This window comes from Prevotella illustrans, assembly GCF_017426725.1.
GTDB lineage: Bacteria > Bacteroidota > Bacteroidia > Bacteroidales > Bacteroidaceae > Prevotella > Prevotella illustrans.
Genome location: NZ_JAERMS010000056.1, coordinates 1 through 13293 on the forward strand (window position 1 = coordinate 1; position 13293 = coordinate 13293).

Below are 13293 nucleotides of genomic sequence, written 5' to 3' on the forward strand. Positions count from 1 at the left end.
GACGTGTTGCGGAAGTGTTAAAATCAGGTAGTTTTTTCTGACAAAAATCACGGAACGGCCTCTTTCTGAGTCATTATTCATTAAAGCGCTCATTACCAGCCTAATCCATCCGATTTTTATAATCCTCATAAGTGTATTCCCGTAGCACCTCCAATTCGCCATTTTTATGAAGAAGCCCGATAGCCGGGTGAGAAATCCCATTAAAGGTATTTGTCTTCACCGTGGTATAATGCAACATATCCTCAAAGATAACAGGCTCCCCCACCTCCAACGCATGATCAAACTTCCAGTAACCCATGAAGTCTCCGCTCAGACAAGAATTGCCGCCAAGCCGATATATGAAAGGACCGGACTGGTCGTTTACGTCAATATGCTTGCCAAATCTCACGACCGGGAAATAAGGCATTTCCAGACAATCGGGCATGTGGCATGTAAAACTCACGTTCAAGATGGCCGTCCGTATGCCATGATCTTCCACCACATCCACCACTTGCGACACCAAAGGCCCCGTTTGCCAGGCAAAAGCGCTACCCGGTTCGAGTATAATCTTGAGCCAAGGATACCGAGCGCGAAACTCTTTCAATATATATATAAGGTGGTCTACGTCGTAATCGGCCCGTGTCATCAAATGTCCTCCTCCGAAATTAATCCACTTTAATTGTGGGAACCACGCCGCAAACTTATCCTCAATATGCTGTAAAGTCCGTTCGAAAACGTCGTCCCCACTCTCACAATGACAATGGCAATGAAATCCTTCTACGTCATCGGGCAAGCGACTCGGCAACTTATCAGCCGTGATTCCAAACCGAGTGCCGGGCGCACATGGGTTGTACAAATTCGTTTCCACCTCTGAATACTTGGGGTTAATTCTCAATCCTAACCGAATTTCAGCATTTGCCCGCTTCGCCCGCACATGATAACGTTCATACTGCGACAAAGAATTGAACTGCAGATGGCTGGAGCAATGGGCTATTTCGTCTATCTCATAATCCGTATAAGCCGGTGAAAACGTATGCGTTTTACTGCCAAACTCTTCAAGCCCGAGTCGTGCTTCGGCCAAAGAACTGGCCGTTGTCGAGTGGATATATTCCCGGAAGATGGGAAATGTCTTCCAAAGCGCGTAGGCCTTGAATGCCAAAATGATTTCCACATCGGCCTCCCAAGCTACTCGCTGAATGAGTTTCAGGTTATTCCGCAGGCGGTTTTCCTCCAATATATAAATCGGTCGGTCTATTCCCCGACAAGTCTGAATATCGATCTTCATATCTTTCGTTTACATTTCTAATACACTTAATCAAGCTGTTCTTTTCATTCCTGCGTTTCCGGACAAAAACCGTGTCAAAGCCTTGTTTTTATCCTGTTTGCAAAAATACTACTTTACAACAGAACGACAAGCTTTTTGAATGAATTATTGTTGTTTTAGCATTTTGCGGGGAGGTTACCAGTCAAAGGCTTTCTTTCCACGATGGCTGCTTTGCCACCACGTTTTTTGCCGGAAATAACCTTTTCCTCTGAAACGGGCAATGCTTTTTATAAGAAATAACATTGCGAGTTTAATATAAAATTCCTACTTTTGCAGATGAAAAGACCGTTTCGATGTTGACAATAATGATTCAGCAAAGCATTATCTATTTTACAGTCTATTCTTTTCCAATAGACATAGGCAATTATCAGCCTATGCCATTCCACCACAGCACCTTAACATTTGTAACACAAAACCAATAAGAAATGAGTGAGAAAAACTCTTTTTTAGTTTTCTCAGGTACCAATACGAGATACCTTGCAGAAAAGATTTGCGCCAGTTTAGGCTGTCCCCTTGGCAACCTCGTCGTTACCCGATTCTCTGACGGTGAATTTGCGGTTTCCTACGAAGAGTCCATTCGTGGCCGTGACGTATTCCTGGTACAGAGCACTTTCCCTAATTCCGACAATCTGATGGAGCTTCTTCTGATGATCGATGCGGCCAAGCGTGCTTCTGCCCGCCACATCATTGCCGTCATTCCCTATTTCGGCTGGGCTCGTCAAGACCGTAAGGACAAGCCGAGAGTGAGCATCGGTGCCAAGCTGGTGGCCGATTTACTGAACGTAGCCGGTATCGATCGTCTCATCACGATGGACTTGCACGCCGATCAGATTCAAGGCTTCTTTGATGTTCCGGTAGACCACCTTTATGCTTCGGGAGTCATTCTGCCCTATCTGCAGAGTCTGCGACTCAAGGATCTCGTCATCGCTTCGCCCGACGTAGGCGGTTCAAAACGCGCCAACACCTACGCCAAGTATCTTGGTTGTCCGCTCGTACTCTGCAACAAGACACGCGCACGTGCCAATGTCGTTGACAGCATGCAGATTATCGGTGACGTAAAAGATAAGAATGTCGTTATCGTTGACGACATGGTAGACACCGCAGGCACTATGACGAAGGCTGCCGATGTCATGAAAGCCGCCGGCGCAAAGAGTGTGCGTGCGTGCGCGTCGCACTGCGTAATGAGTGGACCTGCCAATGAGCGCGTAGAAGCATCCGCGATAGAGGAAATCGTATTTACCGATTCTATCCCATACACTGACAGATGCTCAAAGATTAAGCAAATTTCGGTTGCCGATATGTTTGCAGAAACAATCCGTCGCGTTGTGAATAACGAAAGCATATCAAACCAATACCTCATTTAATGCTTAATAGATAAATAGTATTTGATGGGTGAAAAGCTGACTACTACTCTCCCCAAGTAGTAAGATATAACATAAAAAAAATAAGAGGATATGTCGTTCAAACGATGTATCCTCTTATTATTTGGTTGCTCATGACGAACACACCGAAGGACGAAGGCGGCGGCAGTTGGCATTTGCTTTGGATATTGATGACGCTGATAGGTGGCATATACCAGTATATTGCTGTCCGATAAACAAATTATAGCGATAAATCATGCCTTTTCGGCGTCCCGGCAAATGACGGCAGACTTTCCGGGCTCTCGGAAGACATCAAGGTATAACGGATGTTAAATGCTCAACTTGAGCAAACGCCAAGGTATAACAGGTGTTAAATACAGAAGCACTGCAAACGCCAAGACACAACAGGCGTTAAATGCAGAACTACTGTAAACGCCAAGGTATAACAGGTGTTAAATGCAGAACCACTGCAAACGTCAAGGTATAACAGGTGTTAAATGCAGAACCACTGCAAACGTCACGGCAAATGACGGGAGCCTTGCAGAACCTCTGCAAGCGCCACGGCAAATGACGGCGACCTTTCCCGGCGCGTGGAAAACACCAAACCAAAAGAAATGTTTTTAGTAAGGGTTGCTATTTGGGGCAAAAAGTAAGCCACTACCGGCTATACATGCCTGTAGTGTCGATAAATAAAGGATTGCAGAACTATCAATCAGTTTTTACCAGACACCAATAATTTTACATCTACTCCACCGGCATTGAGTCCGGGTCCACCCCCCGCGGTAAAGCCACGGCTCTCGCCACTCTCCCATGGCGAGAGCCAGAAAGCGTAAAGGTCGCCGCGGGCGAGATAGAATTTCATACGAACGGCTTTGCCCGCAAGCGTCGTCACTTCACCATGCTTCTTCCATGTGACACGCAACTTGGTTTTGTCCATGCCTCGCAACACATGGCAGTCTTTCCTGCCGTAGCCGGGAATCACGTGGCCGTCAATATCAAGCAGTTCCACAGCCAACAAGCCTCCCTTCCGCCGCACATCGACATTGACAAACAGATACTTACCATCAAACGTAAGCGGTTCGGTGGTAAGAAACCCTTCTTTTCTACCGGCCCGCATAGATACAAAACCATCGCGCCGTAGCATGACCAGGCCGGTAGACGTGTAACTATCCCACATAATTTTATTAAGACGCCGACCGGAAGCATAGAAATACAACGAATCACCGACGATGAGCGGCGTGCCATTGGCAGACTGCATATTGCCCCAATTCCAGGCGCCTTCCGTCTCATTGACATTCATAAAGGCTTCGTGGGTCGGACGATAGAAATGAAAGCCGTCACGACTGTAACCCAACGAAATGACATTACGCTTTTGTATGCCATCCCGCTTGCAGACATTATTTTCCGGCCCGGCCCATGCGGCATACTGCCCCAGCATGATACTTTCATAGGGTATAACATCGAAATTATAAATACCGGGGTCTACTTCGGGATATTTCTCGTGACGCAATTCTTTGTCGTCGGGAGCAAACCAAAAGCGCATATTCCGATCGGCTATATCATAGCGGAAACGATGGGTAAGACTCACGAGCGTCTCCGGATCCGCATTCTCTATATAAGCGCGCGACCGCCCCGATACAGGCGTGGCATAACGCAAACTGAGAGCCCAACGATGGGTGAACGGATTGTAAAAAGCGGTAGAACGATCGTAGATATCGCCCGACTGGGCTACACCACGGCTCCACTTACGCCCATCGGATGAATATTTCAAGACAACTTGCCAACGCTTATCGGAAGAACTGCGCTCAATGTTGAAGAATTTCCAGCGTTTCCGCGGATCTTTTTCAAAACGATCGAGCCACACGGTAGCCGCGTCACGCATACACGTATCAACGATATTGGTACCGGGAACGACATCGAGTTTGACTTTAGTCCACTTCTTACCATCTTTAGACTCCGCATAACAGGTATAAAAGGTTTGATTACTTTCTTTGTGCATCGTGCCCGCGCCTGCCAAATACCACATTTTATAGATATTTTCTTTCTCATCATACCAAATGCCATCAGAGAAAGGAGCAGCATAGGGAGCACCTTCGGTCGTATTCTCCCATTTTTCCGTAGGTTCAAGTACGGGATTTCCCCTATAGAAATCAGGAGTATGACACACACGTCGCAAATTGGTTTGACTGATAAGGAAATCGTCGACAAACAACTGACGGCCGTTGTTGACAGGCATAACCCGCGGCTTATGCAGGAGATAAGGCACAGGCATTTCATGACGTTCCGCAGGAACGGGATATTGCGGCGGCCATGGCTCAGGCAACTGTATGCCATTGCTTAAGGTTTGTGCCGAGGCCGTGGCAACCAAGAAAAAAAGCAATATGCCCGAAAATTTTGTTTTCATATTTATGTTATATTGTTAGCGGTGCGATAAATCTTAATCGTAGAGTCAGCCTGCAAGTGCAAAATTAATTGAAGTTTTTGTAAAAGGCCGCTTTAGATGTTTTAAAATTCAATCTTTATCTGGGTCTTCTGTTTATTTTCTTCTGTATACTCATAATTCTCTTATCTGTAAAGTCGTCAAAGTTAGCATTCTTTGGGATATGCCTGATGAGTTTGTCAGTATCATAGCGGCAACATAATTAAAATCAGAGAAGATCGAAAAGAATTGGAATCCAGACCGTCTGCCGACTTCAGCAATCTGATTTTGTAAAGGAAAGCTACCGATTTTAACTTTTTAAAGCCTATTCAATTAGCCAATATAGTGCTGTTTTTCCGCTCTTACCCACTCCATTTTGCCCTCTGTTTTGTAAAAACGATGCCATCAGGAGGCAAAAGATATGCTATCAGACCGCAAAAGCATAGCTTTTGGACGCTTAAAAGGCAGCTGTTGAAAGACCAGAAGCCCGCTTTGGGAGCGTAAAAACAGGTAAAAACGATGCTCGAAAAGCAGAATCGGGTCGCTAAAAATATAGAAATCTCTCATTATCAATACGTTACAAAACAAGGAAGAATGTATGAAAACATCCCATGAAAGACGGCTATCAACCTGCAAATGTATAATTTGAAGATCTTTTGTAAAAGAAAATCAAAACGTAATACATTTATTATAAAAAAATAACTTTTGCTTGGATGCAAAATCGTTTTTACCTAACTTTGTAATCGGCTATCCTCATTTAGCCATGTTTCCGGAAAGAATCACCCAACAAAAACAAATATGAAACACCAACTTAAAAAAGCATTCGTAACAGCAGGGCTGGCCTCGTCGGTGCTCCTGGCCCCGGGCGCTACGCCTCAAGAAGGTCGTGCGAACCCACTACTCAGCCCCAGTACGCTACCCTTTGGCGCGCCCGACTTCAGCGTTATACGAGAAAGCGACTACCTGCCCGCCTTTAAAAAGGTGATCGAACTGCAACGCCGGGAAATCAGCCGCATCGTGAACAACAAGCAGAAACCTACTTTTGTCAATACCATTCTGGCTTACGAACGGAGCGGACGAACGCTGGACCGCGTGCAGAGTATTTTCTTTGGATTAACCGGTACCCACAAGACACCGGAAATAGCCAATACACAGAAAATCGTCATTCCGCTATTGACTGATTTCGAAAACGAACTGACGTTTAACGACAAGTTTTTCCAACGCGTCAAATATGTATACGACCATGAGTTGAACAAGCTAAAAGGTGAAGACAGGAAGTTGTTGGAAGAAATCTACAAGAATTTCGTAAGGTCGGGCGCGTTGCTTCCAAAAGATAAAAAGGCCCGTATGGTAGCCATCAACAAGCGCATGGCCGACCTGCGGCAGCAGTGGGGAGAAACGCTTCCGGAAGCTACCAACCATGCAGTGGTGTGGGTGGATAAGATGGAAGACCTGAAAGGATTGAATGACGCGGACATCGCGCAATGCAAGAAAGACGCTGAAAACCTGGGAGGCAAGGCGCCTTACTGTATCGTAATCGTGAACACGACCCAGCAGGCCATCCTCGCGAACTTGGAAAATCGGGATTTGCGTAAGAGAGTGTTCGAGGCTTCGGTTCACAGAGCCGACGGAACCGGCAAGTATAACACCTTCCCTATCGTCACGGAAATGGCCCGGCTGAGGGCGGAGATAGGCGAACTGATGGGCTATAAGAATTTTGCGTCATACTCATTGGAACGGACAATGGCACATACCACGGACAACGTGTATGCTTTCCTGCGGAATCTCATCGACGCTTACCGTCCCAAATCGCGGGCCGAGACACACGAGATAGAGGCTTTCGCGCGCGAAAGGATGGGCAGCGACTTCCGGCTGCAACCGTATGACCGCTTCTACTTCTCGGCCCAAATGAAGAAAGCGCAGCTGCAGCTATCCGATGATGACGTGAAACCTTACTTCAATATCGACTCGGTATTGGTGAATGGCGTGTTCTACGCGGCCAACCGTGCCTACGGACTGACATTTAAACAACGCAAGGATTTGCCTACTTACCATCCCGACATGAAGGTTTTCGAGGTGTTCGACAAGACCGGAAAGACGCTGGCCCTGTTCTATACCGACTATTTCCGCCGTCCTACGAAACGTGGCGGAGCATGGATGAGTTCGTTTGCCAAGCAGAGTCTTCAACGTCGACAGCTGCCGATTATCTACAATGTCACCAATGTGGCGAAGGCGCCCGATGGACTTCCGACGCTGATGACATGGGATGAGGTATCGACGATGTTCCATGAGTTTGGCCACGCCTTGCACGGCATGCTCTCGAACTGTAAATACAACACGCTGTCGGGAACGGCCGTAGCGCGTGACTTTGTGGAAATGCCGTCGCAGTTCAACGAATCGTTCGCAACGATACCGGAGGTGTTCGACCACTTCGCACGTCATACCACGACGCATGAGCCTATGCCTGAAGAACTGAAACAGAAGATGCTGAAATCCATCAACTTCCATCCCTGTTACTCACTGGGTGAAAACCTGGCGGCCACCTGTCTGGATCTGGCCTGGCACTGCTTGGACAGCAAGGATGTTCCGACGGCCGAACATGCCGCGGAATTTGAGAAGAAGGCTCTCAACGAGATGGGACTGCTCGACACGCAAATCCCTCCCCGTTATGCCACCTCGTATTTCAACCATATATGGGGCGGCGGCTATGCGGCGGGCTACTATAGTTATCTGTGGACAGAGGTGCTGGCCGACAATGTTGCCGACTATTTCGCACGGCATGGCGCCTTGAATCCCGCTGTGGGACAAGCTTTCCGTGACAAAGTGTTGAGTCGTGGCAACACGGGCGACCTCATGCAGATGTTCACAGATTTCACGGGCTTAAAGTCGCCGAATGTAGAAAGTCTGCTGAAGGCAAGAGGACTGTAAAGGGGAAGAAAGTGGACGAGTGGACAAGTTAACGAGTAAACGAGTAGACAAGTGGACGAGTTAGTAGCGAGGCGTGATTCTTCACATTCCGCTCAAGCATAAATAAAAAACGGATGGCTTTAACCATCCGTTTTTATTGTATTATATCAATACTTGTATAAACATATAACTTGTCAACTCGTCAACTTGTCCAACTCGTCAACTAAAAAAAATCAGTCGAGCCACTTCACATAGCAGAAATCCATACGATGTGGCAACTCCTTATTTTTAGGATACATACGTACACAAGTGCGGAAAGTGCCGGCTTTATCAGGCTCTACATCAGCTTCAAAAGTATAATTGTTGCCTTCGTGACCTACGACCTTGAACTCGTGAATGGAATAAATCTCGTGGTCGCCACCTTCAAGATTATTTTTCAGCGTTACCAGTTCCAGGCCGATAGCGTCATCCAATCCCTGCTCGTCAATCACGTAAGTCAACTTGAAGTTCATGCCTGTTTCACCACCGTTATACAACGAGGTGTCGTCCTTAGACACAACATGGATGGCATCCCAACGCTCCGCAACATTCTCTTTCCAAAGAGCAATTTCCTTGGCAAGCTTGTTGTTGTTGGCAGCCAGCTTCTTGAACCGCTTAGCCTGCTTATTGTAGAACTTGTCATAATAATCGTCAAGCTGGCGCTTCATCGTATAATGGGGCGCGATGGTTGCGATGGAGTTCTTCACAACCTTGATCCAATCCTCACTATATCCCTTCTTGTCGCGATTATAATACAAAGGAATGATATCATTCTCGAGCAGATTATAGATCGTGGTGGCATCCAACTGGTCCTGGTAAGCCTGATTCTCGTAAGTACGCTCCTGTGGCAAAGCCCAACCGGCACCCTCACGATAACCTTCTACCCACCAACCGTCAAGTACAGAGAGGTTGACAACACCGTTCATCTCTGCTTTTTCACCGGACGTACCACTGGCCTCGAGTGGGCGGGTCGGTGTATTCATCCAGATATCAACACCTGAAACTAAGCGACGAGCCAACTGCATATCGTAGTCCTCAAGGAAGATGATCTTGCCAAGGAACTCCGGACGCTGGCTGATCTCAAAGATGCGCTTGATCAATCCCTGGCCGGCGCCATCGGCCGGATGAGCCTTACCTGAGAAGAAGAACAGTACGGGATGCTCAGGATCGTTCACGATCTTAGACAAACGCTCAAGATCGGTGAAGAGAAGATGGGCACGCTTGTAAGTGGCGAAACGACGGCAGAAGCCAATCATCAACGCGTTAGGATTGATACGCTCGAGCAAAGACACGACACGAGCCGGATCGCCCTGGTTCTTCAACCATGATTGCGTGAACTTCTGACGAATGTATTTAACGAGTTTCTGCTTCAGCGCCATACGAGTATTCCAGATTTCTGCGTCAGGAACATTGTAGATGGCATGCCAAATATCTTCATTGCTCTGGTCGTCCATGAACGAAGGGTCAAAGTATTTGTCGTAAACCCTACGCCACTCGTTTGCCGTCCATGTAGGTAGGTGAACACCATTGGTAACGTAGCCCACGTGGTTTTCTTCCGGATAATAACCGGCCCAGATGGGTGCAAACATCTTCTGGCTGACCCAACCATGGAGCTTACTTACTCCATTGACTTCCTGACAGGTGTTGCAGGCAAATGTAGAAAGGCAGAAACGCTCACTGTGGTCATCCGGATTCTGACGCCCCATACCGATAAACTCATCCCAAGTAAGTCCAAGGCGCTCGGGATAGCCACCCATATACTTGCCGAATAAAGCTTCATCGAAGTAGTCGTGCCCGGCCGGAACAGGAGTATGAACAGTATAAAGCGAAGACGCACGAACAAGTTCTAAGGCCTGATTGTAGGTCAGTCCCGAGTCTACATAGTCACACAGGCGCTGCAAGTTGCAAAGAGCGGCATGGCCTTCATTGCAATGATAGATATTCTTCTTGATTCCGAGCTTCTTCAATGTCAGAATGCCGCCGATACCTAATAGGATTTCCTGTTTAAGACGATTCTCCCAGTCGCCGCCGTAAAGAGAGTGAGTGATGGGCCTATCGAAATCGGAGTTCATATCGTTATCGGTATCAAGCAGATACAACTTGATACGCCCTACATTGACACGCCAGACATAAGCATGAACATGATAATTCATGTAAGGGACATCTACGACAACGGGATTGCCGTCGGCGTCGAGCTCACGTTCTATAGGAAGAGAGTTGAAGTTCTGCGCATCATACGTGGCAATCTGCTGACCGTCCATGCTCAGACTCTGTGTGAAATAGCCGAAACGGTAAAGGAAACCGACGGCGCAAAGGTCTACATTGCTGTCTGAGGCCTCCTTCAAATAGTCACCGGCAAGCATTCCGAGACCTCCTGAATAGATTTTAAGAACCTGATTCAGGCCATATTCCATGCAGAAGTAAGCAACGGAAGGACGTGTAGCGTCGGGCTTTACATCCATGTAAGCACGAAACTTTGCGTAAACGTCATTTACCTTCTTCATAAGACCCTTGTCCTTGACAACGGCTTCCTTGCGATCATAACTCAAACGTTCCAGAAGCATGACCGGATTGTGCCCCACTTCTTCATAAAGCTTTTCATCCAAACTCTTGAAAAGGTTGCGTGCTTCATAATTCCATGCCCACCACATGTTATGAGCCAACTCATCAAGACACTCCAGTTGCTCAGGCAACCTTGACTTGATAGACAGCTCCTTCCACTGCGGAGCATTCGCGTAATCAGCTTTAATTTTCATAAATCTCTTTATTAGTTATATTATTTCACTTATTTCTTTTTTACTAAAATATTGTATTATGCCTTCAGCCGCTTTTGCGCATTGCGCAGAGCCAAATCATAGGCTGTTTCATAATACTTGATAAAATGTTTCCACAAAGCTTTCTTCGATAATTGGAAAGCGTGTGAACGGGATTTCTCCACCTGTTTCTTGTCAAACAGTGAGAATTCTATAATGGTTTCCTTTATTCCATCGGCTACCTCGGAAAAGTTGTAATCTGTACGATGAATGACTTTCACGCCATCCATAATCTCGCTTTCATGGCCCAAAGTATGTTCTGCCCACAAACCAAAGCCTGCCAAATCTGTCGTAATACAAGGAACTTTAAAGGCGACAGCCTCCAAAGGAGTATAGCCCCAAGGCTCATAGTAGGATGGATAGACACAGAGGTCATTACCTAATATCAAATCATAATAGGAAAGATTGAAGATTCCATCCTGCCCTGTCAGGTAGCAAGGAACAAAAATCAGCTTAACATTAGACTCTTCGTTATTATCAAGGCCAAGATTATTTATCATTCCCAAGGTCCTGTCACTGTCTTGTTCGTTCAGCCAATGGGTCAACATCGGATGATTAAGGGGCTGCGTAAATGTCTGCTTGCTCCTCAATCGTTCCATCAAATCTTGACGAGGCTCCTTCATCCAAGCGGGAACATCGATAAAAGCCAATACTTTCTTGGCAAGTCGACCGTCATTTTTCAGTCGGTTCATCGCTTCAATAAAAACATCTATACCTTTATTTCGGAATTCATAGCGACCACTTGTCGAAACGATCAACGTATCATTATCAAAAGTCTCGCCCAATAACGCGGAAGCTACTTTCAGCATTCTGCGCCGAGCGGCCTGCCTTTTTGCTGTAAATGCAGAGCCTTTAGGCACAAAATCATCTTCAAAGCCATTTGGCAAAACAACATCTACAGGCTTATCCAATAACACCTTGCACTCTGTCGCCGTGATGTCGCTAACAGTTGTAAAGCAATCTACGTGTAACGCGGTCTGCTTCTCTATCGAATGCTTGCTCTGCATGTTGAGCTCTTCTGCCATTTGATCTCCATTATAGGCAAGCAAGTATTCGTAAAGAGGTTTGTTATTTCCCGCAATGCTACGCCCGATACTGGTTGCGTGCGTCGTAAAGATGGTTGCAATCTGCGGCACATGCTTCTGAATGTAAAGCAAACCTAAGCCCGTCATCCACTCGTTACCATGATAAATAACCTTGAAAGAATCATTTAATTGATAATGATAAAAACTTTCTACGACTTTAGCTGCGGCATAGGAGAACATCGATGCTTCATCATAATCACCATAGGCGTGCAGGCTATCAACTTTGAAGTCATTCCAAAATTGAGCGTATATTTCATTTTTACAAGCAAAGAAAGGCTTAAAATCTACAAGAACCGCTATCGGTCGACCGGGAATAAGCCAACGGCCGACACGTAATTGCAGCCCCTCTTGGATGGCAGTGCTTTTCCATTCAGCCAAAAGAGAAAGATCTTCCTCGAAGAAAGGACAAGGTCTTTCTGACCAACAATCAGGACCAATAAAAATAATTCTGTCGTTTAAAATCTGCTGCAAAGTGTTTGCGCGAGTAGATAATACGGTATAAATTCCACCAATTTGATTACAGACTTCCCAACTCGACTCAAAAATAAAGTCAGGAAGAACAAACTTTCTTACCATAAAAACTAATATAAGCGACGCAAAGATACTATAATTTATATAAAAAGCCAACTTAAAAAGGCAATATTTTAGTAATTAACCCACATTTTTGACATAAAAGATTATCTTTGCAATATCATTGATTAACAAAGAGATATCAATGCTTATAAACAAAATTGGAGAATGATGAAACGAATGATAATAGCTCTCGCAAGTTTAGGCCTGACACTTGCGATCAATGCCCAAGAGCGAAACGTATTCAAAGGATATTTATATAATAACGAATATCAAGTTTATCTTGATATTGACTTCTACCAGAAAAATATCCTTGTGCCTAACCAAGAAATTTTTGGACAACTCCCAGGCTACTTTGGGGCTAAAAGAGATACGCGTAAATGGTTAATCACCGATGTAAAGATAAACAACGACTCTACTGCCCGGATTTCTATCATCAACGATTATGGTAGTGAAGATCTGTCAGCAACCCTCTATAAAGATAAGAATGGTCAATACATATTAAAGCAAGGTGAAGGCAGTACGATCAAAATTGTTGTTAATCGTAAATGGGTAAAAATACCCAAGACACTCATTTTAAATAAGAAAGCAAAACAAGAGTAAAGTCCCCCTGTTATCCCATTAGGCTTATCAAACACCCACTGAGTCCCAAACAGGCTTTTGTAGAGTGTGACATGTAGACAACTTGCTTTCTCGTACTCCACATTTCACACGCCACATTCTCCATTTTTTACATTAGCCTTATGTCTTTCTTGGCCGCTTGCGGCCCTTATGTCTTTGTTCCGACAATCTGAAA

General features: G+C 45.8%; 7 protein-coding genes and 1 pseudogene. 3 read left to right on the top strand and 5 right to left on the bottom strand.

The window, feature by feature from the left end; translation table 11 throughout:
* Positions 1–100: 100 nt before the first annotated feature.
* Positions 101–1264, bottom strand: coding sequence for a carboxynorspermidine decarboxylase (nspC, locus tag JHU38_RS11560; RefSeq protein ID WP_107582817.1), 1164 nt, complete (start codon positions 1262–1264; stop codon positions 101–103).
* Between the two features lie 464 nt (positions 1265–1728).
* On the opposite strand from nspC, the gene JHU38_RS11565 reads away from it, so the two are divergent.
* Positions 1729–2667, top strand: coding sequence for a ribose-phosphate pyrophosphokinase (locus tag JHU38_RS11565; RefSeq protein WP_107582819.1), 939 nt, complete (start codon positions 1729–1731; stop codon positions 2665–2667).
* Positions 2668–3376: 709 nt separating this feature from the next.
* Here the strand turns inward: JHU38_RS11565 and JHU38_RS11570 are convergent.
* Both JHU38_RS11570 and JHU38_RS12470 read right to left on the bottom strand, forming a co-directional pair.
* A complete protein-coding gene (locus JHU38_RS11570; protein WP_107582821.1) occupies positions 3377–5068 on the bottom strand; it encodes a hypothetical protein in 1692 nt (563 codons plus the stop codon).
* A 115-nt stretch (positions 5069–5183) separates the two neighbouring features.
* A pseudogene (locus tag JHU38_RS12470) lies at positions 5184–5291 on the bottom strand (IS30 family transposase); the annotation flags it as partial.
* A 590-nt stretch (positions 5292–5881) separates the two neighbouring features.
* Here JHU38_RS12470 and JHU38_RS11575 point away from each other — a divergent pair.
* Positions 5882–8011, top strand: a complete 2130-nt coding sequence (locus JHU38_RS11575) for a M3 family metallopeptidase (RefSeq protein ID WP_107582823.1) — start codon at positions 5882–5884, stop codon at positions 8009–8011.
* A 212-nt stretch (positions 8012–8223) separates the two neighbouring features.
* Here JHU38_RS11575 and glgP read toward each other — a convergent pair whose 3' ends face one another.
* Both glgP and JHU38_RS11585 read right to left on the bottom strand, forming a co-directional pair.
* Positions 8224–10785 carry an alpha-glucan family phosphorylase gene (gene glgP / locus JHU38_RS11580; protein ID WP_107582824.1) on the bottom strand — a complete coding sequence of 854 codons (2562 nt, stop codon included), beginning with the start codon at positions 10783–10785 and terminating at the stop codon, positions 8224–8226.
* A 56-nt stretch (positions 10786–10841) separates the two neighbouring features.
* Positions 10842–12503 carry a glycosyltransferase gene (locus JHU38_RS11585; protein WP_107582826.1) on the bottom strand — a complete coding sequence of 554 codons (1662 nt, stop codon included), beginning with the start codon at positions 12501–12503 and terminating at the stop codon, positions 10842–10844.
* Between the two features lie 165 nt (positions 12504–12668).
* Between JHU38_RS11585 and JHU38_RS11590 the strand changes: the two genes are divergently transcribed.
* Positions 12669–13100: a hypothetical protein gene (locus JHU38_RS11590; RefSeq protein ID WP_369917305.1), complete on the top strand. Its 432-nt coding sequence runs from the start codon at positions 12669–12671 to the stop codon at positions 13098–13100.
* Positions 13101–13293 lie beyond the last annotated feature (193 nt).